20 protein-coding genes, 1 tRNA gene and 1 pseudogene are annotated in these 23,077 nt (G+C 70.2%); 10 read left to right on the forward strand and 12 right to left on the reverse strand.

All coding sequences use genetic code 11. The features are described 5' to 3' along the window. Positions 1–29: 29 nt before the first annotated feature. The gene (locus ACH45E_RS28375; protein ID WP_361450635.1) at positions 30–1,610 is read right to left on the reverse strand and encodes a beta-N-acetylhexosaminidase; all 1,581 of its coding nucleotides are present in this window, start codon (positions 1,608–1,610) and stop codon (positions 30–32) included. A gap of 99 nt (positions 1,611–1,709) precedes the next feature. Here ACH45E_RS28375 and ACH45E_RS28380 point away from each other — a divergent pair. Continuing rightward, positions 1,710–1,856: pseudogene (locus ACH45E_RS28380) on the forward strand (DUF4429 domain-containing protein); the annotation flags it as partial. Positions 1,857–1,877: 21 nt separating this feature from the next. Beyond that, positions 1,878–2,036 (forward strand): SHOCT domain-containing protein, encoded by a 159-nt coding sequence (locus ACH45E_RS28385; RefSeq protein ID WP_399041802.1) that lies wholly within the window; start codon positions 1,878–1,880, stop codon positions 2,034–2,036. Between the two features lie 25 nt (positions 2,037–2,061). On the opposite strand, the gene ACH45E_RS28390 is transcribed toward ACH45E_RS28385, so the two are convergent. Then, positions 2,062–3,627: a metallophosphoesterase family protein gene (locus tag ACH45E_RS28390; RefSeq protein WP_361450629.1), complete on the reverse strand. Its 1,566-nt coding sequence runs from the start codon at positions 3,625–3,627 to the stop codon at positions 2,062–2,064. Positions 3,628–3,792: 165 nt separating this feature from the next. Here ACH45E_RS28390 and ACH45E_RS28395 point away from each other — a divergent pair, with 165 nt between their 5' ends. From ACH45E_RS28395 to ACH45E_RS28405, 3 genes are all read left to right on the forward strand, one after another. Further along, positions 3,793–4,050: a hypothetical protein gene (locus tag ACH45E_RS28395; protein ID WP_361450766.1), complete on the forward strand. Its 258-nt coding sequence runs from the start codon at positions 3,793–3,795 to the stop codon at positions 4,048–4,050. 24 nt (positions 4,051–4,074) lie between these two features. Beyond that, positions 4,075–5,892, forward strand: coding sequence for a glutamine--fructose-6-phosphate transaminase (isomerizing) (gene glmS / locus ACH45E_RS28400; RefSeq protein ID WP_361450626.1), 1,818 nt, complete (start codon positions 4,075–4,077; stop codon positions 5,890–5,892). Positions 5,893–6,006: 114 nt separating this feature from the next. Continuing rightward, entirely contained in the window at positions 6,007–6,273 is a 267-nt protein-coding gene (locus tag ACH45E_RS28405; RefSeq protein ID WP_361450623.1) for a hypothetical protein, read from the forward strand. Positions 6,274–6,362: 89 nt separating this feature from the next. Here ACH45E_RS28405 and ACH45E_RS28410 read toward each other — a convergent pair whose 3' ends face one another. Continuing rightward, a complete protein-coding gene (locus ACH45E_RS28410; protein ID WP_361450620.1) occupies positions 6,363–6,890 on the reverse strand; it encodes a universal stress protein in 528 nt (175 codons plus the stop codon). Between the two features lie 366 nt (positions 6,891–7,256). Between ACH45E_RS28410 and ACH45E_RS28415 the strand changes: the two genes are divergently transcribed. The 4 genes from ACH45E_RS28415 to ACH45E_RS28430 all read left to right on the forward strand — a co-directional run bounded on the left by ACH45E_RS28415 (position 7,257) and on the right by ACH45E_RS28430 (position 10,111). Then, positions 7,257–7,526: a hypothetical protein gene (locus ACH45E_RS28415; RefSeq protein ID WP_361450617.1), complete on the forward strand. Its 270-nt coding sequence runs from the start codon at positions 7,257–7,259 to the stop codon at positions 7,524–7,526. Between the two features lie 377 nt (positions 7,527–7,903). Beyond that, on the forward strand, positions 7,904–9,073 hold the full coding sequence (locus ACH45E_RS28420) for a helix-turn-helix domain-containing protein (RefSeq protein ID WP_399041709.1): 1,170 nt from the start codon (positions 7,904–7,906) through the stop codon (positions 9,071–9,073). Between the two features lie 268 nt (positions 9,074–9,341). Further along, entirely contained in the window at positions 9,342–9,944 is a 603-nt protein-coding gene (orn, locus tag ACH45E_RS28425) for an oligoribonuclease (protein WP_361450614.1), read from the forward strand. A 94-nt stretch (positions 9,945–10,038) separates the two neighbouring features. After that, positions 10,039–10,111, forward strand: a tRNA-His gene (locus tag ACH45E_RS28430). 99 nt (positions 10,112–10,210) lie between these two features. On the opposite strand, the gene ACH45E_RS28435 is transcribed toward ACH45E_RS28430, so the two are convergent. The 5 genes from ACH45E_RS28435 to ACH45E_RS28455 all read right to left on the reverse strand — a co-directional run bounded on the left by ACH45E_RS28435 (position 10,211) and on the right by ACH45E_RS28455 (position 16,518). After that, positions 10,211–11,266, reverse strand: coding sequence for a LacI family DNA-binding transcriptional regulator (locus tag ACH45E_RS28435; protein WP_361450611.1), 1,056 nt, complete (start codon positions 11,264–11,266; stop codon positions 10,211–10,213). A 172-nt stretch (positions 11,267–11,438) separates the two neighbouring features. Continuing rightward, positions 11,439–12,896 (reverse strand): GH1 family beta-glucosidase, encoded by a 1,458-nt coding sequence (locus ACH45E_RS28440; RefSeq protein ID WP_361450608.1) that lies wholly within the window; start codon positions 12,894–12,896, stop codon positions 11,439–11,441. Between the two features lie 87 nt (positions 12,897–12,983). After that, a complete protein-coding gene (locus ACH45E_RS28445; RefSeq protein ID WP_361450605.1) occupies positions 12,984–13,904 on the reverse strand; it encodes a carbohydrate ABC transporter permease in 921 nt (306 codons plus the stop codon). A 14-nt stretch (positions 13,905–13,918) separates the two neighbouring features. Next, the gene (locus ACH45E_RS28450; protein ID WP_361450602.1) at positions 13,919–14,908 is read right to left on the reverse strand and encodes a sugar ABC transporter permease; all 990 of its coding nucleotides are present in this window, start codon (positions 14,906–14,908) and stop codon (positions 13,919–13,921) included. A gap of 290 nt (positions 14,909–15,198) precedes the next feature. Further along, on the reverse strand, positions 15,199–16,518 hold the full coding sequence (locus ACH45E_RS28455) for an extracellular solute-binding protein (RefSeq protein WP_361450599.1): 1,320 nt from the start codon (positions 16,516–16,518) through the stop codon (positions 15,199–15,201). A gap of 593 nt (positions 16,519–17,111) precedes the next feature. Between ACH45E_RS28455 and ACH45E_RS28460 the strand changes: the two genes are divergently transcribed. Next, on the forward strand, positions 17,112–18,536 hold the full coding sequence (locus ACH45E_RS28460) for a GH1 family beta-glucosidase (protein WP_361450596.1): 1,425 nt from the start codon (positions 17,112–17,114) through the stop codon (positions 18,534–18,536). Positions 18,537–18,587: 51 nt separating this feature from the next. Here the strand turns inward: ACH45E_RS28460 and ACH45E_RS28465 are convergent, their stop codons facing one another. From ACH45E_RS28465 to ACH45E_RS28480, 4 genes are all read right to left on the reverse strand, one after another. Beyond that, complete coding sequence (locus tag ACH45E_RS28465; protein WP_361450593.1) at positions 18,588–18,839, reverse strand: hypothetical protein; 252 nt, start codon at positions 18,837–18,839, stop codon at positions 18,588–18,590. A 434-nt stretch (positions 18,840–19,273) separates the two neighbouring features. Further along, positions 19,274–20,746 carry a cellulose binding domain-containing protein gene (locus ACH45E_RS28470; protein WP_361450590.1) on the reverse strand — a complete coding sequence of 491 codons (1,473 nt, stop codon included), beginning with the start codon at positions 20,744–20,746 and terminating at the stop codon, positions 19,274–19,276. Positions 20,747–20,856: 110 nt separating this feature from the next. Then, the gene (locus ACH45E_RS28475) at positions 20,857–22,281 is read right to left on the reverse strand and encodes a HAMP domain-containing sensor histidine kinase (RefSeq protein ID WP_361450587.1); all 1,425 of its coding nucleotides are present in this window, start codon (positions 22,279–22,281) and stop codon (positions 20,857–20,859) included. After that, positions 22,278–22,985 carry a response regulator transcription factor gene (locus tag ACH45E_RS28480; protein WP_361450584.1) on the reverse strand — a complete coding sequence of 236 codons (708 nt, stop codon included), beginning with the start codon at positions 22,983–22,985 and terminating at the stop codon, positions 22,278–22,280. Before ACH45E_RS28480 ends, ACH45E_RS28475 begins: the two co-directional genes overlap by 4 nt. Between the last annotated feature and the right edge of the window lie 92 nt (positions 22,986–23,077).

Genomic DNA, 23,077 nt, shown 5'->3' on the forward strand with positions numbered 1-23,077 from the left:
GGTCCACCGGGGTGCCCGTCGCTCTTCTCTCACCTGGCCGGCCAGGGCACCTGGGGTGACTTGTAGTACCCGATGCCGAGGGCGTCCCAGCGCGGGGCCTGGGCCGCGAGCCGGGTCCGGTAGGCGTTCCAGTCGTGCGTGACCGCCGGGGACCAGCCCAGCTCTGCCGCGCCGGGCAGCCGGGGGAAGGCCATGTGGTCGATGTCGGCGGAGGTCCGGATGGTCTCGGTCCACAGGGGTGCCTCGACGCCCCTGATCGCCGCGTCCGGGACTCCCGGGAGGTAGGCGCCCGGGTCCCAGTCGTAGGCCCGCCGCACCTCCACCAGGCCCGCCCAGTCCTGTCCGAGCGGGGTGTCCTCGGTGTACTTCATGTCGAGGTACAGCCGGTCGGCCGGGGACAGGATCAGCCCGGTCCCGTGCTGGGCGGCCTTGACGACCTGTGCCTTCTCCGCGGGGTCGGTGTCGTCCAGGCCCCAGTACTGCGCCACGGCGCCCTTGGCGGGTGTCGCGCCGGTCAGCTGGTGCCAGCCGATGACCTTCTTGCCGTACCTGGCGACGATCGGCTGCACCCGGTCCATGAAGGTCACGTAGTCGGCGTGGCTGGTGGAGTGCGCCTCGTCGCCGCCGATGTGCAGATAGCGGCCGGGGGTGAGCGCGGCGAGCTCCCGGATGACGTCGTCCGCGAAGTCGTACGTGACCGGCTTGTTCGCGCACAGTGAGCTGAAGCCGACCTCGGTGCCGGTGTACAGCGGGGGCGCGGTGCCGTCGCAGTTCAGTTCGGCGTAGGAGGCGAGGGCCGCGTTGGTGTGGCCGGGCATGTCGATCTCGGGGACGACCTCGAGGTAGCGGGAGGCGGCGTAGCGGACGATCTCCCGGTAGTCGGCCTTGGTGTAGTGGCCGCCCGGACCGCCGCCGACCTGGGTGGAGCCGCCGTACGTCGCGAGGCGGGGCCAGGAGTCGACGGCGATGCGCCAGCCCTGGTCGTCGCTGAGGTGCAGATGCAGTTCGTTGATCTTGTAGAGGGCCAGCTCGTCGATGTAGCGCTTGACCTGGTCCACGGTGAAGAAGTGCCGGGAGACGTCGAGCATCGCCCCGCGGTAGGGGTAGCGCGGCGCGTCCTGGACGGTGCCGCCGGCGATCTGCCAGGGGCCGGGCTGTACGGAGTTCTTCTCGACGGCGGCCGGCAGGAGCTGGCGGAGGGTCTGGACGCCGTGGAAGAGCCCGGCGGGCGTGCGGGCGGTGAGGGTGACGCCGTCGGCTCCGCTGTGCAGGCGGTAGCCCTCGGCGCCGAACGGGCCCTTGGCGAGGTGCAGTCGGATGCCGCCCTGGCCGTGTTCGGTGAGGGGCAGGCGGTAGCCCGTCGAGGGGCGCAGGATGTCCGCGAGGTAGGCGCCGACGCGGCGGACCTCGCGGTTGTCGTCGACGCGTATGCGGGTGTCCCGGGTGATGCGGTAGGGCGCTCCGCCCGGTCGGACGGAGGCGGGGGCGGGGACGACCCGGCCGAGCGGGGTGGCGGTCCGCTGCCCGTCGGCCCCGGGGGCCGGCGGGGCGGCGCCGACCATGAACGCGCCCGCCGCCAACAGCAGCAGCGAGCACAGCAGTCGGGTCATGCGGGGAGTCGATCTGTGGTGCCGTCTCACAAGCGCGCTCCCTTCACTGCACGAATGGTAGAGACCACTGTCCCGCAGATCCGGTGAAACAATCCCCGCATGGCGGAGATCATCCAGAAGGACGGCACTTGGGCTTTCGACGGCGAGGCGCTGCGGCTGACCCCTGGACGGGACAGGAACGTCGGTCTGCTGCGCCGGACACTGGGTGAACTGCTCGTCTCGCTCGGGGCGTTGGCGGGTGTCTCGCGGCCGGACGTACGACCCGACGTGCCCGCGCTCCCCCGGCAGCTCACGTCGTCCCCCGCCGAGGACGACCACGACGCCCTGCTGCGGCGGCTGCGGGAGCTGGGCGAGCTGCGCCGCGAAGGAGTGCTGACCGAGGCGGAGTTCACGATGGCCAAACAGGCGGTCCTCAAGCGCATGTGAGGACCGCCTGCGACGGTGTCGACGGCTACTTCGCCTTGCGGGCCACCGTGAAGTGGTCGATGCGGTCACCGGTCTCGGCGATGCCCGAGACCTTCAGCTTGGCGTAGTGCCCCTTGGGCGCGGGCTCGACGTCCACCCGCAGGAACGAGTAGTTGAGGTAGCGCACCCGGGACCAGGCGACCGTCTCGTTCTGCTTGCCGTCCTTGAGGTTGATGAACGAGGCCACCGAGTCGACCTCGTGCTCATGGCCCTCGTAGGAGTCCGGGGCGGTGAAGGCGTACAGGCTGCGGCCCGCCGCGCCGGCCGTGACGTACACCACGCCCTCGGACTCGGGGTACGCCGTGCCGCCGATCGGCAGCTTCTTGGCGACCTCGTTGCCCTTGATGACGTCGGTGCGCTCGTACTGGTGGTTGTGGCCGTTGATGACGAGGTCGACCGTGTACTTCTCGAACAGCGGCACCCACTCCTGCCGCACGCCCCCCTCCGAGGCGTGCGCCGTGGACGTGCAGTACGCGCAGTGGTGGAAGAACACGACGATGAAGTCGATGTCCTTCGAGGCCCGGAACTTCTTCAGCTGGGCCTCGAACCACTTGGTCTGGGTTCCGCCGGATATTCCCAGGTTCGCCGGGATCTCGAAGGAGACGTCGTTCGGGTCGAGCGAGATGATCGCCGTGTTGCCGTGGACGAAGGAGTAGACGCCCGGCAGGTTCTTCTTGTCCGGCCCGTTGTCGGGCAGGGTGAAGCGGGCCTCCTCGCCGCCGTAGCCGTTGGGCGAGTACCAGGCCTCCATGTCGTGGTTGCCGTACGAGACCATCCACGGCACGGACTTGGCGACCGACTCGGTCTGGGCGAGGAACTGGTCCCATACGCGCGAGTCGAAGCCGGTGTCGGCGGTCTTGCCCGCGCCGGACGGGTCGGCGTAGGCGATGTCACCGGCGTGCAGGTGGAAGCTGGGGTTCTGGCCGAGGATCAGGGCGTCGTTGGCCAGGCCGTGGTAGCTGACGCCCTGGTCGCCGAAGGCCGTGAAGGTGAACGGCACCTTGTGGCGGGGGGCGGTGGTGAAGGTGCCGACGGTGCCGGCGAACCGCGGTGAGGCCGGGTCGAAGCCGTCGTGGCCGACGCCGTAGAAGTACGTCCTGCCCGGCTTGAGGCCGGCCAGCTTGGCGTGCACGTAGTACTGGGTGTGGTCGCCGCTCGCGCCGACGCCGGCCGGGGTGTAGAGGGAGCGGACCTCTGCGTCGATCTTGACGGAGAGGTGCGAGGCGTGGGTGCCGATCCGGACGAAGGGCTTCTTCACCGGGACCGGGACCTGCCAGGAGACCGTCATCTCCGTGCCGGCGTCGTTGCCGTAGGCGAGGTGACGGCCGAACGGGGCGACGAAGGCGCCGTCGACGTACTGGGTGGCGGGGGCGGAGGACCGGGTGGGGGCGGCGGCCTGGGCCGTGCCGCCCAGTACGAAGGAGCCGCCCGTGACGGTGCCGAGCGTGACGGCACCGCCTCTGATCATGGAGCGCCGGGAGAACCTGGCGCGGAGGTACTCGTGCTGCTCGGCCATGGTCATGCGGTCGGCGAGCTCATCGGGTACGCCCATACGAGGAATGTCCATGGCGTCTGAAAATCGTCTGCACAGGCAACGTGGCGCAAGACGCAGGATGGACAGGCCGCGAACAGAGCCCCATAAGAGATTCAACAGGCTGTTGCCCGAAATCGGGCAGGATTCTTGCGAAACCGTCGCCGGTACCTCAGGATCTACCGGGTGCACGACGAACTAGTTGATCATCTGACACGTTCCACGACCCTGAACCGGGGCGAGGCGCTGCGGGTGATCCAGGACGTGCTCGCCTTCTTCGACGAGACGACCGAAGACTACGTCCGTCGCCGCCACCGCGAGCTCCAGGCCCAGGGCCTGGTGAACGCGGCGATCTTCGAACGGATCGGGGCGGACCTGAAATACCGTGCGGTGGCCCCGCCCGAGCTCACGCTCAGGCAACTGCGGCGCATCGTCTACGGCTGAACGGAAGCTTGGGGATACCTGTATATGTGCGGAATCGTCGGATACATCGGGAAGCGTGACGTCGCCCCGCTCCTCCTGGAAGGCCTGCAGCGCCTGGAGTACCGCGGGTACGACTCCGCGGGCATCGTGGTCACCGCCCCGAAGACCGCCGGCCTGAAGATGGTCAAGGCCAAGGGCCGGGTCCGTGACCTGGAGGCCAAGGTCCCGGCGCGGTTCAAGGGCACCACCGGCATCGCCCACACCCGCTGGGCCACCCACGGCGCCCCCTCCGACGTGAACGCCCACCCGCACATGTCCGGCGACAACAAGGTCGCCGTCGTGCACAACGGCATCATCGACAACGCCTCCGACCTGCGCCGCAAGCTGGAGGCGGACGGCGTCGAGTTCCTCTCCGAGACCGACACCGAGGTCCTCACCCACCTCATCGCCCGCTCGCAGGCCGAGAAGCTGGAGGACAAGGTCCGCGAGGCTCTCCGGGTCGTCGAGGGCACCTACGGCATCGCGGTGATGCACGCCGACTTCTCCGACCGCATCGTGGTGGCCCGAAACGGCTCCCCGGTGGTCCTCGGCATCGGCGAGAAGGAGATGTTCGTCGCGTCCGACGTGGCCGCGCTGGTCGCCCACACCCGGCAGATAGTGACGCTGGACGACGGCGAGATGGCCACCCTCAAGGCCGACGACTTCCGCACCTACACCACCGAGGGCACCCGCACGACCGCCGAGCCGACCACCGTGGAGTGGGAGGCCGAGTCGTACGACATGGGCGGCCACGACACCTATATGCACAAGGAGATCCACGAGCAGGCCGACGCCGTGGACCGCGTGCTGCGCGGCCGCATCGACGACCGCTTCTCCACCGTGCACCTCGGCGGCCTGAACCTGGACGCCCGCGAGGCGCGCCAGATCCGCCGCGTGAAGATCCTCGGCTGCGGCACCTCCTACCACGCGGGCATGATCGGCGCCCAGATGATCGAGGAGCTGGCCCGCATCCCCGCGGACGCCGAGCCGGCCTCCGAGTTCCGCTACCGCAACGCGGTCGTGGACCCCGACACGCTGTACGTCGCCGTCTCGCAGTCCGGTGAGACGTACGACGTGCTGGCCGCCGTGCAGGAGCTCAAGCGCAAGGGCGCGCGGGTGCTGGGCGTGGTCAACGTGGTCGGCTCGGCGATCGCCCGCGAGGCCGACGGCGGCATCTACGTGCACGCCGGCCCCGAGGTCTGCGTCGTCTCCACCAAGTGCTTCACCAACACCACCGTCGCCTTCGCCCTCCTCGCCCTGCACCTGGGCCGCACCCGTGACCTCTCGGTGCGCGACGGCAAGCGGATCATCGAGGGCCTGCGCAGGCTGCCCGCGCAGATCTCCGAGATCCTCAAGCAGGAGGACGAGGTCAAGAAGCTGGCCGAGCAGTACGCCGAGGCCCGCTCGATGCTCTTCATCGGCCGCGTCCGGGGCTACCCGGTCGCCCGCGAGGCCTCCCTGAAGCTCAAGGAGGTCTCCTACATCCACGCCGAGGCCTACCCCGCCTCCGAGCTCAAGCACGGCCCGCTCGCGCTGATCGAGCCCGCGCTGCCGACGGTCGCGATCGTCCCGGACGACGACCTGCTGGAGAAGAACCGCGCCGCCCTGGAGGAGATCAAGGCCCGCAGCGGCAAGATCCTCGCGGTCGCCCACCAGGAGCAGGAGAAGGCCGACCAGACCATCGTCGTCCCCAAGAACGAGGACGAGCTGGACCCGATCCTGATGGGCATCCCGCTCCAGCTCCTCGCCTACCACACGGCGCTGGCCCTGGGCCGGGACATAGACAAGCCGCGGAACCTGGCGAAGTCGGTGACGGTCGAGTGACCAGCACCTGAGGATCGGCTCACGCCGCCCCGGGGTGAGGTCTGTCCACGGTCGGCCTCGACCGGACGCAGACTCTCGGACTGCTCCGCAGTCCCACGGGGAAAAGAGAAAGCAATGATCAAGTCGATCGCTCGCGTGGCCATGGCCGGTGCGGCCGTGGCCACGGTGCTCGTCGGCACCACGTCGACGGCCCAGGCCTACAGCAACAAGACCATCTCGCTTCCGGGCGGCCGGGGCACGATGACCTTCTACGACGACGGAGACGTCTTCAACGTCTGCGACAAGAAGGGCTACGACATCGGCCAGCCCGGCTCGCACCAGATGCAGCTCTCGTGGAACGGCGACGGCTACGACGTGAAGTCCGAGTGGTCCAACGAGTAGAACGACGGTTCCGGGCGGGGGCGGCAGGCGTGTCGCCCCCGCGCCCGGCCGGCAAACGCAGATGACGGAGAGTCAGACTGCCACGCACGTCACGGGATGACGATCACGGGCCGCTTCGCCCGCTTGGCGAGCCGTCCGGCGACCGAGCCGAAGATCCGCCCGACGATCCCGTGCGTGGAGCCCACCACGATCGCGTCGGCCTCGTACTCCCGGCCCACCTCTTCGAGCTCGTGGCAGATGTCACCGCCCCGCTCGACCAGGATCCAGGGCACCTCGGCCAGATAGTCCGCACAGGCCAGCTCGAGCCCCAGCACCTCGGTGCGGTGATCGGGCACGTCGACGAAGACCGGGGGTTCGCACCCCGCCCACACGGTGGTGGGCAGCCGATTGGCGACGTGAACGATGATCAGACCGGAGCCCGATCGGTGCGCCATGCCGATCGCATAGGCGAGGGCGCGCTCACTGGACGTGGAGCCGTCGAAGCCGACGACGACTCCGTGCTTGAAGGCGGGGTCGCAGGAGTGACGCGCCTCTTCCGCCGCCAGGGGCTCGGCCGCCGTGGGATCGGCGACCGGCCGCTTGCGGTCCGCGGGTTCGAAGAATTCGTGACCGGCCATGGCTGTCTCGGCGTTGTGATCCTTTTTGGGTGGCGACAGTGTGCGGCGGAGCTGTGTCCGGGAAACATCTTCCCCACCCCATACCCCCAAGGGTACGGCGGCAAGCTTCCTCAGCCCAGATCCCGCACGGGCTCCGTAAGGCGTTACCCCGGAGTCCGCAGGGGTTCCCCGGAGCATGCACGAGCGACGCCCGTAACGCAATGGTTGCTGCCCCGTACAGGCGGTTTGCACAGGATTCAACAGCCCGGCTTCATCCGATCGGCACGCACAGTGACCGACTGGGTGACCGAGTCAGTGACCGACTGATCGAACACGCGTTGAACCCCGTGAGCCACCGCCGCGAGGAGTACGACCAGGGAGTACGAGATGCCCCGACGACGACCCACCAGTGAGCGCCGCCCCACCCCGGACACCGCCGGTGACGTGGTGCGCTGGGCGGCCTTCAGCTGCGTCCTCGTGCCCGTGGTCCTGCTCTGGTACGGCACCTCGCTGGCCGGCGCCGCCGGCACGGCCCTGGGTCTCGCCGCCGTCACCGGGGTGTGCCGGATCCTGCTGCGCCGCTCGGAGCGCTGCGCGGCACGCCCGACGTCCCAGGGAGGCGGACGTCACACCAAGGGTGGTACACCGGTCGACTGACCGGTTTCCGCGCACGCACCCGTATCTTTTCAGCCAACTTCCGGACGGTGTGCAGGACAGGCCGGAACCACCCCCCAACCCCCGTTCCACCTGCGCGGAAAGGGCCCAGAGGGCCTTGCGCACCCTACGCGGTTTGGCCACTGCGACGAGGCGTACTTCCCTGCACGGCCCACGAGTGCAACGCTTCGTGATCGAATGCTTCACGCCAAGTTGTCATGTCGACAATGCACGGCGTGTCGAACTGGCCACCGCGACACCGCGGGACCCAGTAGATTCGATCTTGATGTCTTACGGCGGGGGACTCGTGCAGGACCGAGGGGAAACGTGCAGGAGCGACACAACCGAGGAGCCGCGACCACCGAGGGGGGCTTAGCAGGATGAGCCACGACTCCACTGCCGCGCCGGAAGCCGCGGCCCGGAAGCTGTCCGGGCGACGTCGCAAGGAGATCGTCGCCGTGCTGCTGTTCAGCGGCGGGCCCATCTTCGAGAGTTCCATACCACTATCGGTGTTCGGGATCGACCGCCAGGACGCCGGAGTGCCACGCTACCGACTACTGGTGAGCGCCGGCGAGGAAGGCCCACTGCGGACCACAGGGGGCCTGGAACTCACCGCACCACATGGCCTGGAGGCCATCTCACGCGCGGGCACGGTCGTCGTACCGGCCTGGCGTTCGATCACTTCTCCGCCACCGGAGGAGGCGCTCGACGCGCTGCGCCGGGCGCACGAAGAGGGTGCGCGCATCGTAGGCCTGTGCACCGGCGCGTTCGTGCTGGCGGCGGCGGGCCTGCTCGACGGCCGGCCGGCCACCACGCACTGGATGTACGCGCCGACGCTGGCGAAGCGCTATCCGTCGGTGCACGTCGATCCGCGGGAGCTGTTCGTCGACGACGGTGACGTCCTGACATCGGCGGGTACGGCGGCCGGAATCGACCTGTGCCTGCACATCGTGCGGTCGGACCACGGCAACGAGGCGGCGGGCGCGCTGGCCCGGCGTCTGGTGGTCCCGCCGCGCCGGTCGGGCGGCCAGGAGCGCTACCTCGATCGGTCTTTACCAGAGGAGATCGGCGCCGACCCGCTCGCGGAGGTCGTCGCCTGGGCGCTGGAGCACCTCCACGAGCAGTTCGACGTGGAGACCCTGGCGGCGCGGGCGTACATGAGCCGGCGCACCTTCGACCGCCGCTTCCGGTCGCTGACCGGCAGCGCGCCGCTGCAGTGGCTGATCACCCAGCGCGTGCTGCAGGCGCAGCGGCTGCTGGAGACGTCGGACTACTCGGTGGACGAGGTCGCGGGGCGTTGCGGGTTCCGCTCGCCGGTGGCCCTGCGTGGGCACTTCCGGCGTCAGCTGGGGTCGTCGCCGGCCGCCTACCGTGCCGCGTACCGTGCCCGTCGCCCCCAGGGCGACAAGCCGACCGACGCGGAGCCGGCCATGGCCGCGCCGGCCGGGCCGGTGGGCCCGGTACCCGTCCTCCACCCTGAGGCCGGCGTCCCGATCCAGGCCCGCCGCAGCCTGTCGGTGAGCGTGCCGGGGCCGCGCAGCGGCGTGTGACCAGAGAGGGGCCCGGGGCTGACACCCCGGGCCCCTCTACGTCCTGGGGCTCCGCCCCCTGCGCTCCCAGGGGGCTCGTCCCCCACCCCGTAGGCCTCTTCAGCCCCGGTCCGCATTACCCAGCCCGTTCCGGCGTTTGAGGACGAGGCCCCTTCAGGGCCGAAGCGGGGGTCTGGGGGCGGCAGCCCCCAGCAGACGGCCACACCAGCGCCGGGTACCCCATGCACGCCACCCCCGCGGAGCGGCAACGCGCCGTAAGGTTAGACACATGAACGATCGCATGGTGTGGATCGACTGCGAGATGACCGGCCTCTCGCTGTCCGACGACGCGCTCATCGAGGTTGCCGCCCTCGTCACCGACTCCGAGCTGAACGTACTCGGCGACGGAGTCGACATCGTCATCCGCCCGCCGGACCGGGCGCTGGAGACGATGCCGGAGGTGGTGCGTCGGATGCACACCGCGTCCGGGCTGCTCACGGAGCTCCCCGGCGGGACCACGCTGGCGGACGCCGAGGAGCAGGTGCTGGCGTACGTGCGGGAGCACGTGAAGGAGCCCGGCAAGGCCCCCCTGTGCGGCAACTCCGTCGGCACCGACCGCGGCTTCCTGCTCCGGGACATGCCGACGCTGGAGGACTACCTCCACTACCGGATCGTCGACGTGTCGAGCATCAAGGAGCTCGCCCGCCGCTGGTATCCGCGCGCCTACTTCAACAGCCCGGAGAAGAACGGCAACCACCGCGCCCTCGCCGACATCCGTGAGTCGATCGCCGAGCTGCGCTACTACCGCGAGGCCGTCTTCGTCCCGCAGCCCGGTCCGGACTCCGACACGGCGAAGGCGATCGCCGCCAAGCACGTCCTGCCCGCTCAGTAGCGGCGGCCCGAAACCCTGGCGCGAGCACCCCTTCGGACCCTGTACACTTTTTCTCGGCCGGTCGGGGAGAAACCTCCTCGAGAAGCCGGTCATGGTGGGTGTAGCTCAGCTGGTAGAGCACCTGGTTGTGGTCCAGGATGCCGCGGGTTCGAGTCCCGTCACTCACCCTGCGTAGTCAGCCGGTGACTTCGTCGAAAGACGAGGTCACCGGCTGCTTCGTTTTGGTGCTTCGTTGCCACGCACGCACGCCGCCGGACGGCGCCCCCTCAGGACGACGCCCGCGCCACCAGCTCCGCGGGCAGTACCACCTGCCGCCGCTCCAGCCCCGGGGAGACAGCCGGACGGCTGTCCGCGATCTCCGCCAGCAGGAGGTCGAGCATCGCGCGGCCCATCTCCTCGATGGGCTGGCGGACGCTGGTGAGGGGCGGGTCCATGTGGCGGGCGATGGCGGAGTCGTCGTAGCCGACGAGGGCCACGTCGTCCGGGATGCGGCGGCCCGCCTCACGCAGCACCTGGCGGGCGCCGGCCGCCATGACGTCGGAGCCGGCGAACACCGCGTCCAGGGACGGACTGCGCTCCAGCAGCCTCGTCATCGCGCGGCGGCCGCCCTCCTCCGTGAAGTCGCCCGGCTCGATGAGGAGTTCCTCCACGGAGCGGCCCGCGTCGAGCAGGGCCTCCCGGTAGCCGTCGACGCGCCGCTGGGCGCCGTACACGTCGAGACGGCCGGTGATGTGGGCGATCGTGCGGCGGCCGCGGGCCAGCAGGTGTTCGACGGCCGAGCGGGCACCGCCGTAGTTGTCCGAGTCCACCGAGGTCAGCGTCTCCCCCGCCGAGCGCGGGCCGCTGATCACGGCCGGGATCTCCAGCTGGGAGATCAGGTCGGGCAGCGGATCGTCGGCGTGGACCGAGACCAGCAGGACGCCGTCGACGCGGTGCGCGGCGAGGTACTGGGCGAGCCGCTGCCGTTCGCGGTCGCTGCCCGCGAAGATCAGCAGCAGTTGCATCTCCGTGTCGGACAGCTCGGCGCCGACACCGCGCAGGATGTCGGAGAAGTACGGTTCCGCGAAGAAGCGGGTCTCCGGCTCGGGGACGACGAGGGCGATCGCGTCCGTGCGGTTGGCGGCCAGCGCGCGGGCGGCGGTGTTCGGGACATAGCCGAGTTCGGCGACCGCCGCCTCCACGGCCGCGCGGGTCGCGTCACTGACCCGGGGCGAGCCGTTGATCACCCGCGACACCGTGCCGCGGCCGACGCCTGCCCGGGCGGCGACCTCCTCCAGGGTCGGCCGCCGGACACCCCGGCTCCGCTCACCCTTGACCGCCATAGTCGCCGCCTTCCGTTCGCAGCCTTCAGGCCAGGAATGTAACAGTCGTGGCCCGGCCGCCCTCGACCCCATCGTCCCTCGCGACCGGGGCTTTCTCCCGGCGCGCGGGAGAAAGCCGCCGAGGGGGCGCGGCCGGTGCGACGGCGGCGTCCCCTCGGCCCGAGGCGCTGACTCAGCCCTGCTCCCCGGCGGCCGGCAGCGCGTTCTCCCGGATCACCTCGGCGTACCAGTGGGCGCTCGCCTTGGGAATGCGGCGCTGGGTGGAGTAGTCGACGTAGACGGCACCGAAGCGCTTCGAATAGCCGTAACCCCATTCGAAGTTGTCCAGCAGGGACCACAGGAAGTAGCCGCGGACGTCCGCACCGTCGGCGACGGCCCGCCGGACGGCCTCCAGGTGGGAGCGCAGGTAGGCGATCCGCTCGGGGTCGTTCACCCGGCCCTCGGGGGAGATGTAGTCGTCGAAGGCGGCGCCGTTCTCGGTGACCATCAGCGGCAGCTGGGGGTGCGAGGCCGCCAGGCCGGTCAGCAGGGTGTGCAGCCCGTCGGGGTCGATGGCCCAGTTCATCGCCGTGAGCTCGTCGTTGGCGAGGTGGAAGGCGACGTGGTCGGAGCCGGTCCACGGGGAGTGGTCGCTCGCGCCGTGGCCGTCGTTCTTCGTGGTGCCGACGCCGTCGCCGGCCTCGGAGACCACGGTCGGCGCGTAGTAGTTCACGCCCAGCAGGTCGATGGGGCGGGAGATCTCGGCCAGGTCGCCGTCGTGCACGAGCTCCGCCCAGTCGACGATGTGCGCGGTGTCGGCGAGCAGGTCCTCGGGGTAGGCGCCGTCCAGGATCGGGCCGGTGAAGACGCGGTTGCCGACCGCGTCGATCCGGCGTGCGGCCTCGGCGTCCGCAGCGCTGTCGGTGAGCGGGCGCACCTGGTGCAGGTTGAGGGTGATGGAGGTCTGCGCGGTCGACGGCAGGTTCTCCCGCAGCACCCCGATCGCCTGCCCGTGGGCCAGGTTCAGGTGGTGCGCGGCGCGCAGGGTCGCGGCCGGGTCGGTGCGCCCCGGAGCGTGCACGCCGGAGCCATAGCCGAGGAAGGCCGAGCACCAGGGCTCGTTGAGGGTGGTCCACACCCCGACGCGGTCCCCGAGGGCCCGGGCCATGATCTCGGCGTAGTCGGCGAAACGGTGCGCGGTGTCCCGGTGCGGCCAGCCGCCCGCGTCCTCCAGTTCCTGGGGCAGGTCCCAGTGGTAGAGGGTGGCGACGGGGGTGATGCCCGCTGCCAGGAGTTCGTCGGTGAGCCGCCGGTAGAAGTCCAGGCCCCGCTCGACGGCGGGCCCCCGGCCGGTGGGCTGCACCCGGGACCAGGAGACGGAGAACCGGTAGGCCTTGAGGCCGAGGTCCTTCATCAGCTTCACGTCGTCGCGGTACCGGTGGTAGTGGTCGGCGGCGATGTCACCGGTGTCGCCGTTGCGGACCTTGCCTGGGGTGTGGCTGTAGGTGTCCCAGATGGACGGGGTGCGGCCGTCCTCGGTGGCGGCACCCTCCACCTGGTACGCCGCGGTGGCGGCCCCCCAGACGAAGCCCGGCGGGAAGGATGTGGCTGAGGCCGACTGGGCGGTGGTCTCGGTTCGTACGGCGGTCATCGTGAGAACGCTCCGGAAGTGGGGTGGGGAAGGGGTCGGATGGGGTGACCCGGTGTTGGCCCGGTATGGCCCGGTGTCGGCCCGGCGTCAGCCCTTGACGGCGCCCGCCATGATCCCTCCGACGATCTGCTTGCCGAAGATCACGAAGACCAGGAGCAGCGGCAGGGTGCTGATCAGCGCTCCGGCCATGACGATGCTCTGGTCAGGGGTGTAGGAGGCGCTGAGCTGACCGAGCGCCACCTGGAGGGTGGGGTTCTCCTGGCTCAGGGCGAGGAAGGGCCAGAAGAAGTCGTTCCACGCCTGCACGAAGGTGAGCATGCCGAGCACCATCATCGCGGGCCGGGCCGCGGGCAGGACCACGTTCCACACGATGCGGATGTTGGTCGCCCCGTCCACCTTGGCGGCCTCGATGAGCTCGTAGGGCAGGGCCTCCAGCAGGTACTGGCGCATGAAGAAGACACCGAAGGCACCGACCAGGGTCGGGAAGATCACCGACTCCAGTTTTCCGCCCCACCCGATGTCCGCCATCATCATGAACAGCGGGACGACGCTGAGCTGCGGCGGGATCGTCAGGGTGGCGATGACCGCGGTCATCAGGGCGCCACGGCCGCGGAAGCGCATCTTGGCGAAGGCGTAACCGGCGAGGGTGCAGAAGAACAGGGTGGCCGCGGTGATGCAGCCGGCCACGATGACGCTGTTGACGATGGCCTTCCCCAGGTGGGCCTGTTCCCAGGCCGCCTGGAGGTTGCTGAACAGCCGACCGCCCGGAATGAGCGGCGGTGGGTTGTCGAGGACCCGCTGCTGGTCGTGCGAGGCGGCCACCAGCGTCCAGTACAGCGGGAAGATCGAGCCCAGGCCGACGACGATCAGGGCGACGTAGGTGAACGGGCCGCCCCTGAGCTGCTGGCCGGCGCCGAGCTTGAAACGGCTGCCGCGCGTTCCCGCGGGGGCGGCCGGCGGTGCCGGGGCGAGGTCCGGCGCGGTCTTGGTGGGACTGGTCGTGGTCATCGTTGTCGCTCCCGTCAGGCCGCGCTCTTGCGCACGAACCGGCCGACGATCCAGTTGATCAGGGCGATGAGCAGCAGCAGGACGAGCATGGCCCAGGCCACGGCGGCGGCCGGGCCCAGATGTCCCAGCTTCCAGCCGTAGTTGAAGAGGTAGATGCTGAGCGTCTCGTACTGGTGCTCGCTGCCTCCGATGGAGCCGAGTGTGCCGCCCTGCAGCAGCAGCGGCTCACCGAACAGCTGCATGGAGCCGATGGTCGAGATGACGATGGTGAACAGGATCGTCGGCCGCAGCGAGGGAATGGTCACCTTGCGGAACTGCTGCCAGCGCGTCGCGCCGTCGATCGAGGCCGCCTCGTACAGGTCGGCCGGCACGGCCTGCATGGCCGCCAGGTAGATCAGTGCGTTGTAGCCGGTCCAGCGCCAGATGATGATGACCGAGATGGCGATCTTGGAGGTCCACTCCCCGTTGCCCCAGTCGGTGTTGCCGGCCCCGAAGAAGTGCAGTACCCAGTTGAGCAGGCCTCCGTCGGGCCGGAAGACCAGGGCGAAGACCAGGGCGGCGGTCGCCACGGAGGTGGCGTAGGGGGTGAGGATCACCGTCCGCCAGAACGCGCTGGCACGCAGCTTGTAGTTGAGCAGGTGGGCCAGGCCGAGGGCCACGAGCAGCTGCGGGACGGTCGAGATGACGCCGATCAGGAAGGTGTTCGTGACGGCCGTCCAGAACTCGGAGTCCTGGAGGATCTTGGCGAAGTTGTCGAAGCCCACCCATTCCGACTGGCTGAGACTCGTCATCTCCACCCGGTGCAGGGCGATCCAGCCGGTGTAGAGCAGCGGGTAGAGCCCGAAGGCGCCGAAGACGAGGAAGAAGGGAGCGATGTACGCGTACGGGGACGCGATGTCGTCGAAGCGCCACAGCCGGGTTCGCCACCGGCTGCGTCCGTCCGGGGCGGCGCCGGAGCCGCCGGGTGGCGGGGTTGCGCCCCGTGTGGGGATTGTCGTTGCCACGGGGGGTCCTTCCCTGGGTATCTCAGCCGGGTAGGGGGGCGAAAGTGGGTCGAGGCGGGCCGGCGCTCGTCGGGTGCACCGGGGCACGCCGTCGGACCCCGGTCACCGGCTACGGGGACACGGTGCCGCGGCGACCGGGGTGTGTCTCCCGGACGCCGCGGAGCTGACCGGCGCATCGACGGCCGGCCCCGAGCGGACGGCCCCCGCGCCTGCGGTCAGGAGCCCCTGCGCTGCCCCGCGCGCCGCAGCGCGGTGCGGGCGGCCGGTGGGGCCGCCCGCACCCGCGGGTGTCAGCCGATCGCCTTGTCGATCGCCTCGGTCGCCGCCTTCCACGCGTCAGCGGGCTTGGTGCCCCGCTGCTCCATGTTGTTGATCTGCGTGGAGATGGTGTCCTTGATCGTGGCGTCCTTCGCACCGAGCACGGCCTCGGGGATGGCCGCGGCCTCGTCGGCGTAGATCTGACCGATCGGGGCGTTGTTGAAGTACGGGAGCTTCGCGTTCTTCACGTCGGCGAGCTCGTAGGCGCCCTTGTTGGACGGGAAGGAACCGATCGCCTTGAACACGGCCGCCTGCTGCTCGGGCGCGGTCAGCCACTTGATCAGGTCGGTGGCCTCCTTGACGTGCTTGCCGCTCTTGGGTACGGCCAGGAACGAGCCACCCCAGTTGGCCGCGGTGCTGCCGGGCGCACGGCTGATGTCCCACTTGCCCTTGTAGGCGTCGCCGGAGTTGATGGAGATCTGACCGGCCATCCAGGCGGGGCACGCCACGGTGGCGACGGAACCCTTGCGCAGGGCCGCCTTCCAGGGGTCGTTGAACTCGGCCAGCCCCTGGGTCAGCTTCTTCGACGCGGCCTCGGCGGCCAGGTTCCAGCCCTGCTGCACGGAGGGGCTGTCCTTGTAGATCGGCTTGCCGTCGGCGTCGTAGTACTGCTTGGCGGAGGAGCTGACGACCGCGTTGTACATGGCGCTCGCGGAGTCCATGAAGTAGGTGCCGGAGGGAGCCTTCTTCTTGTACTGCTCACCGAGCTTGAGGTAGTCCTCCCAGCCGCCCTTGACCGCGTTGGCGACGGCTTCGCGGTCGGTCGGCAGGCCTGCCTTCTTGAAGAGGTCCGTGCGGTAGCACAGCGACATCGGACCGATGTCGGTGCCGGCGCCGATGACCGTGCCGTCCTTGGCGGTGGCCTGCTTCTCCTTCCAGGAGACCCAGTCGCTCACGTTGATCGTCTTGCTCAGGTCGGTGAACTTGGCCGCCTGGGTGTCGACGACCTCCTTGATGCGGCCGACTTCGATGCCGGTGACGTCCGCGAGGCCGCTGCCCGTGTTCAGCTGCTGAAGGAACTTCGGGTAGTAGACCTGCTCGTCGGCGGTGGTGTCTTCCTTCACCGTGATCTTCGGGTGCAGCTTGTGGTACTGGGCGAACAGTCCGGCTTCCTTGTAGCCGAACTGCCCGAAGTCGGCCACCGTGAGAGTGATGTTCCCGTTGGCGTCCGTGGTGCTCGAGTCGCTGTCGTCGCTGCAGCCGGTCAACAGCAGGGCCGAGGCCGTCAGGACCGTGGTGGCCAGGGCCGCTGCTCTGCGGCCGCGACCGCCGCCGGTACGGGTGATGCGCATTCCACTACTCCTTGTTCCAGTGGGAACGGGATCTCAGGAATCGGACCGCCGGGATTTCGGCAGCCCCGACCTGCCCTCTCGGTTTCGAGCAGCGGCCAGCCAGCAGCAGTCGGTGTGCGGTGAAAAACTGCTGGTCAACGGTGTGCGATGCGAGGCAGAGGGAAGGGCCGTGGGTGGTGCGGTCCACACGGGAGACCTCCCCCGGGTGACCGTGGGACCGCTCCCACGCGGCTTGCCGGAAGACTCGTTCCTGCCGGGCCAGGTGTCAAGACTTGAAAACGGCGTTGTTGCGCAAGCGTGCTCCGTACGTCACGGGAATGTGTCGCACCGCCACGGGTCAGCAGCCGCCCGCCGACCGCCTCCGTCACCACATTCCCGCAGGTCAAGCGCGGAGTGGCCGCCGAAACACGACACCCGGCCCGCCCGCCGGGGCGGTGTCCGGGTTTTCCGGGCCGGAACGAAACCCTCCTCTCGCCGAACACCGAGAGGTGAACGATGAGTTGGAGCGAACAGGTGCCATGCACGCGCTCCGCCCTTTTGTCGTGGGAGCGCTCCCATGCATAATGGGGCCCCCGACTCATGGGAGCGCTTCCATGCCCGAGACGTCCGTGACCTTCCCTCCCGGCTTCCTCTGGGGTGCCGCGACCGCGTCGTACCAGATCGAGGGAGCGGTCCGGGAAGGCGGTCGCACCCCCTCGATCTGGGACACCTTCAGCCATACGCCGGGCAGGATCCTCGGCGGCGAGAACGGTGACACCGCTGTGGACCACTACCACCGCTACCGCGAGGACGTCGCGCTGATGGCTGAACTGGGCCTGGGCGCATACCGGTTCTCCGTCTCCTGGTCGCGGGTGCAGCCGACGGGCCGGGGCCCGGCCGTGCAGGTCGGCCTGGACTTCTACCGCCGCCTGGTGGACGAGCTGCTCGCGCACGGCATCAAGCCGGCCCTCACCCTCTACCACTGGGACCTGCCGCAGGAACTGGAGGACGCGGGCGGCTGGCCGGAGCGGGACACCGCTTACCGGTTCGCCGAGTACGCGCAGATCGTCGGCGAGGCGCTCGGCGACCGGGTGGAGCAGTGGATCACGCTGAACGAGCCGTGGTGCAGCGCATTCCTCGGCTACGGCTCCGGGGTGCACGCGCCCGGCCGTACGGACCCGGCGGCGGCGCTGAAGGCCGCGCACCACCTCAACCTGGCGCACGGCCTGGGCACCTCCGCCCTGCGCTCGGTGATGCCGGCCCGCAACACGGTCGCGGTGAGCCTCAACTCCCAGGTCGTCCGCCCGCTCTCCCAGGACCCGGCGGATCTGGCGGCCGCCCGCCGCATCGACGACCTGGCCAACGGCGTCTTCCACGGCCCGATGCTGCACGGCGCGTACCCGGAGACCCTGCTCGAGGCGACCTCGTCGATCAGCGACTGGTCCTGCGTCCAGGACGGCGACCTGAGCACCGCCAACCAGCCGCTGGACGCGCTGGGGCTGAACTACTACACGCCGGAGCTGGTCTCCTCGGCCGAGTCGGCACCGCGCGGCCCTCGTTCGGACGGGCACGGGGCGAGCGACCACTCCCCCTGGCCCGGCGCGGACGACGTGGCCTTCCACCAGCTGCCCGGTGACCGTACGGAGATGGGCTGGACGATCGACCCGACCGGCCTGCACGAGCTGATCATGCGCTACACGCGAGAGGCCCCCGGCCTTCCGCTGTACGTGACGGAGAACGGCGCGGCGTACGACGACAAGGTGGACTCCGACGGCCGGGTCCACGACCCCGAGCGCATCGCCTACCTCCACGGCCACCTCTCAGCGGTCCGCCGGGCCATCACGGACGGCGCGGACGTCCGCGGCTACTACCTGTGGTCCCTGCTGGACAACTTCGAGTGGGCGTACGGCTACAGCAAGCGCTTCGGCGCCGTGTACGTCGACTACGCCACCCTGACCCGCACCCCGAAGTCGAGCGCCCACTGGTACGCCCGGGCGGCCCGCACGGGGACGCTGCCGCCGGTGACGGCGGGGGCCTGAGAACCCGGGGCGCGGCACTTTGAGGGGGGTGCCGCGCCCCGTACGGGCGGGTCATGTTCCCGCGAAGAGCTCCTCGGTGTTCGTGGCGGTCAGAGCCCGGACGAACCAGGTGCCCAGGATGTCCAGGTCGGTGCAGGTGGTGACGCGTTCGCGGACGGCCTCGGGAACCTCGATGCCGCGAAGGCCGAGGATACGGAGGATGCCCTCGGCGCGGGCTTCTGCGCGGCCTTCCGCGCGGCCTTCGTTGTAGCACTGCTCAATGAGGGTGCCGGACCCAGGGAAACGGGACTTCCAGGGAGCCAATTTTTCCCTCCACAGTGCGCGCGGCCGGGTGGTCACTCAGGCCGACTTCAATGATTTCCGCCCAGTGATACGCAGCGTGTCGACCGCCACGTACGGTCACGACGCCCCCTCGAACAGTTCTTCGGCGCTCGAAGCAGTCAGAGCCCGGTCGACGTACCGATCCGACTGGTGCGCGGCGGCTCGAACAGGCGCTCTGCGGCGCACCATGTGACACGAGCACCGCATACGATGACGGCGGCGCATCCATGATTGGGCAGATACTTCGCGGAGACGTCACACCTGAGCGGGACGCGGGACGCCGACCTTGGGCTTACCCGTCACGGCGCTGTACCTCTCTGGTATGACGCCGACCGCAGGTGCCGGAACAGCCCGTCGCCCCGGCCGGATGAGGGAACACCGGCCGGGGTGCGCCCCGTTCGTCGACGCCGGGCCGGTCAGTTGAAGGCACCGAGGGCCTTGGAGAAGGCGAAGGCGTCCTGGGTGATCGAGCTGCACGTGGCGTCGGCGGTGGGCTTCGTACCGCCCGCGCACTGCTTGTCGCGGGCCGCCGACCACATGGACAGCCAGCCGAGGCCCTTGGACTTGGCGAAGTTCACCAGCTGGGTGGCGTCGTCGACCTTGAAGATCTCGGAGGAGACGTCGTTGACGCCGATCATCGGGGTGACCGCGACCGTCTTCCAGGCGGCGGAGTCGGTGAGGCCGAGGACGCTCTTGACCTGGGCCTGCGTGGCGGTGGCCGCCTGTTCGGCGTAGGTGCCCATGTCGCCGCTGTACGCGGGGCCGTAGTCCATCGCCATGATGTTGACGGTGCTGATCCTGACGCCGTTGGACTTGGCGTCGGACAGGAGGTTGACGCCGTCCTGGGTCAGGCCCTCGGGCATCACCGGGAGGGTGAAGGAGACGTCCAGGCCGGGGTGCTGGGCCTGGAGTTTCGCGATGGCCTGGGCGCGGCGGGTGTTGGCGGCGGTGTTGGGGAGTGCGCCGCCCTCGACGTCGAAGTCGACCTTGGTGAGTTTGAACTGGTCCACGGCCTTGCCGTAGGCGGCTGCCAGCGCGTCGGCGGAGGAGCAGGTCGTGGCGAGTTCGGAGCCGGACGCTCCGCCGAAGGAGACCCGGACGTCGCCGCCCTTGGCGCGCAGGGAGCCGATCTGGGCGGCCACGCCGTCGCTCGCCAGGTCGGTGACGCCGCCCCACTTGGGTGTGCAGCCGCCGCCGTCGGTGACGAAGGCGAGGTTGTAGTTCTTCACGCCGGTCGCGTCGGCGCTCGCCAGCAGATCGAAGGCGGGATAGAGGGAGGTGTCGACGTAGGGCGCGAAGCCGGCGGAGGTGGTGGTTCCGCTGCCGGTGGTCTGGGTGGGGGTCGGGGAGGCGGTGGCCGTGGGGGTGGCGCTCTTGGTCGGGGTGGGGGTCGGGGTGGGCTTCGGTGTGGCGGTCGGGGTCGGTGACTGGGTCGGGCGGCCGCTCGGCTCGGGGGTGGCGGTGCTGTCGGCGGAACATGTCGCGCCGTCGATCTGACAGCCGGTGGGGTCCCCGGTGCCGTTGACCACGAAGCCGACGGTGACCGACTTGCCGGGAGCGAGGCCGTCGGTGTCCCACTTCGCGGGCTTCACGGTGACGTGCCGGCCGCTGACGCTCGATTCGCCGTTCCAGAGGGAGCTGAGCTTCGCATCGGCGGGGAGCTCGAACTCGAGGGTCCAGGCCTTCTCCGCCTGCCCTCTGTTGTTCGTGACGACGTACTGGGCGGTGTAACCCGTCGACCAGTCGCTGGTCCGGGTGTACGCGGCGCCGACCCCGGCCGCGTGCGCGATGCCGGTGAACAGCACCGCGCCGCCACCGGCCACGGCCGCGGCGACGAGGCCGCCTATCGCCTTGTTCCTGCCACTGATCCTGCGCCGGTGCGTGCTCATGCGTGTGCCTGCCTTCGCTGTTCACGGGGGTGTGGTGCGGCAGCACGCTAGCGATCGAGAATCGGACAAATGGCTTGATGCGGACGGCGGTTGGGGATCTTAGGGTGCGCTTAAGGGAGGGATCGGGGGCGGTTAAAGGTAGAGACCAATGTGCGGGGCCGGCGGCGGCGCACGGCACCCCGGTGGCCTTTGCGCACCGGTTCCCGCCCGTCCGTCTGGAACCAGATCCGCACCTCCGTGCCGCCCAGCACCGACGAGCCGATCCGTACGTCCCCGCCGGTCGACTCGGCGAGCCGGCGGACGATGTCCAGGCCGAGGCCGGTGGAGCCGTCGGTGCCCGAGCCCCGGCCGCGGGCCATGGCCGCCTCGGGGTCGGGTATGCCGGGACCCGCGTCGGAGACCAGGACGATGACCGCGTCCTCGCCGTTGTGCACGTCGACCGCGAAGGCCGTGCCCTCGGCGGTGTGCCGGAAGACGTTGCCGAGCAGCGCGTCGAGCGCGGCGGCCAGGTCGGCGCGGGCCACGGGTATCCGCACCGGCCGCTCGGCCCCGGCCACCCGCCACTTGCGGCCCTCGTCCTCGGCGAGCGCGGACCAGAACCCCATCCGCTCGCGGACGACCTCGGCCGCGTCGCACCCGGCGCCGGGACCGGCGGCGGCGGTCTGCGGCTTGGCATCGCGGGCGGTGCGGATGATGGTGTCGACCTCGCGCTCGAGCTGGGCGACGGCGGCCCGGGTCTGCTCGGCGGCGGGCCCGTCGCCGAGCGAGGCGGTGTTCAGCCGGAGCACGGTCAGCGGCGTGCGCAGACGGTGGGAGAGGTCCGCCGCCAGTTCGCGTTCGTTCGCCAGGAGTTGTACGACCTGGTCCGCCATGGAGTTGAACGCGACCGCGGCCAGCCGCAGTTCGTTCGGCCCGTCCTCCGGTACCCGTGCGCCCAGTTTGCCCTCCCCCAGTTCGTGCGCGCCCTCGACCAGCCGCCGCGCGGGCCGCACCATCCGTACGCCGAGCCGGTCGGCGACCGCGACGGAGCCCACGATCAGCGCGATACCGACGGCGGCCAGCACCGCCCAGGCCGTGCCGACGCCGTTGCTGACCTCGGTCTCGGGGACGTACACCTCGACCACCGCGATGGCACCGGAGCTCAGCGCGACCGGCTGGAGCAGGCTGAAGCCGCCCGCGACCTCGGTGGTGGAGGCGCGGCCCAGCTTCCGTACGGTCGCGATGTCCCGGTCGGCCGCGCGCTGCCGCCCGATGTCGACGGCCGCCCGGCCGGACCCGTCCGCCGAGTCCCCGCCGGATGCCGGTATGTGCACGGCCATGCCGGTGTCCGAGCCCGCCGAGGCGAGGACGCGCTCCAGTTTGTCGCGGTCGATGGTGATGGACAGGGCGGGTGCGATGGCGGCGGCCTCCCGCTCGGCGTTGGAGAAGGCGCGGTCGCGGGCCATCTCCTTGACGACCAGTCCGAGCGGGACCGCGAAGGCGACCACGACCATCGTGGTGACCGCGAGGCAGACCCTGACCAGTGCCCATCTCATCGGACCGGCTCCACTTCCCCCGGAGGTTCCAGCTTCACGCCGACACCGCGCAGGGTGTGCAGATAGCGCGGCCGGGCCGCCGTCTCCCCCAGCTTGCGCCGCAGCCAGGAGAGATGGACGTCGATGGTCTGGTCGTCGCCGTACGACTGCTGCCACACCTCGGCCAGCAGTTCCCTGCGGGGGACGACGACCCCGGGCCGGCCGGCGAGGAAGGCGAGCAGGTCGAACTCGCGGCGGGTGAGGTCGAGGCGCGTCCCGTCCAACTCGGCCTGGCGGCGCAGCGGATCGACGGTCAGGCCGCCGACGCGCAGAACACTGGACGGCGGGGCGTCCACGGTGGCGGCCCGGGAGCGCCTGAGTACGGCGGCGATCCGGGCGGACAGGTGCTCGACGGAGAACGGCTTGGTCAGGTAGTCGTCCGCCCCGTCGTTGAGCAGCCGGACGATCTCGGTCTCGTCGTCCCGGGCGGTGGCGATGATGACGGGCACGTCGGTGATGCCGCGCAGCATCTTCAGCGCCTCGGAGCCGTCCAGGTCGGGCAGGCCGAGGTCGAGGATGACCACGTCGAAGCGGAAATGGGCGACCTCGCGCAGCGCCTCCAGTGCCGTGCCGACGCTGCGCACGGTGTGCGAGGCGTCGGTGAGGTGCCGGATGAGCGCCGAGCGTACGAACTGGTCGTCCTCGACCACGAGAACACTTGCCATGCGCCGCACCGTACGCCATGCGGCACGGCCGGGTGCGGGCCTGTGGATAACTCCGAGCATGCGCCACGCACGCCGCCCCTGGGGCAGGATGG

This window comes from Streptomyces sp. NPDC020299, assembly GCF_044387825.1.
Taxonomy (GTDB): domain Bacteria; phylum Actinomycetota; class Actinomycetes; order Streptomycetales; family Streptomycetaceae; genus Streptomyces.

Coding starts and splice junctions, on each gene's coding strand:
- ACH45E_RS28390 (WP_361450629.1), bottom strand. CDS start 3,627: ATGGGCGTACCCGATGAGCTCGCCGACCGCATGACCATGGCCGAGCAG.
- ACH45E_RS28480 (WP_361450584.1), bottom strand. CDS start 22,985: ATGGCAAGTGTTCTCGTGGTCGAGGACGACCAGTTCGTACGCTCGGCG.
- ACH45E_RS28455 (WP_361450599.1), bottom strand. CDS start 16,518: ATGCGCATCACCCGTACCGGCGGCGGTCGCGGCCGCAGAGCAGCGGCC.
- ACH45E_RS28470 (WP_361450590.1), bottom strand. CDS start 20,746: ATGAGCACGCACCGGCGCAGGATCAGTGGCAGGAACAAGGCGATAGGC.
- orn (WP_361450614.1), top strand. CDS start 9,342: ATGAACGATCGCATGGTGTGGATCGACTGCGAGATGACCGGCCTCTCG.
- ACH45E_RS28445 (WP_361450605.1), bottom strand. CDS start 13,904: ATGACCACGACCAGTCCCACCAAGACCGCGCCGGACCTCGCCCCGGCA.
- ACH45E_RS28410 (WP_361450620.1), bottom strand. CDS start 6,890: ATGGCCGGTCACGAATTCTTCGAACCCGCGGACCGCAAGCGGCCGGTC.
- ACH45E_RS28420 (WP_399041709.1), top strand. CDS start 7,904: ATGAGCCACGACTCCACTGCCGCGCCGGAAGCCGCGGCCCGGAAGCTG.
- ACH45E_RS28405 (WP_361450623.1), top strand. CDS start 6,007: ATGATCAAGTCGATCGCTCGCGTGGCCATGGCCGGTGCGGCCGTGGCC.
- ACH45E_RS28475 (WP_361450587.1), bottom strand. CDS start 22,281: ATGAGATGGGCACTGGTCAGGGTCTGCCTCGCGGTCACCACGATGGTC.
- ACH45E_RS28460 (WP_361450596.1), top strand. CDS start 17,112: ATGCCCGAGACGTCCGTGACCTTCCCTCCCGGCTTCCTCTGGGGTGCC.
- ACH45E_RS28440 (WP_361450608.1), bottom strand. CDS start 12,896: ATGACCGCCGTACGAACCGAGACCACCGCCCAGTCGGCCTCAGCCACA.
- ACH45E_RS28435 (WP_361450611.1), bottom strand. CDS start 11,266: ATGGCGGTCAAGGGTGAGCGGAGCCGGGGTGTCCGGCGGCCGACCCTG.
- ACH45E_RS28375 (WP_361450635.1), bottom strand. CDS start 1,610: ATGACCCGACTGCTGTGCTCGCTGCTGCTGTTGGCGGCGGGCGCGTTC.
- ACH45E_RS28415 (WP_361450617.1), top strand. CDS start 7,257: ATGCCCCGACGACGACCCACCAGTGAGCGCCGCCCCACCCCGGACACC.
- glmS (WP_361450626.1), top strand. CDS start 4,075: ATGTGCGGAATCGTCGGATACATCGGGAAGCGTGACGTCGCCCCGCTC.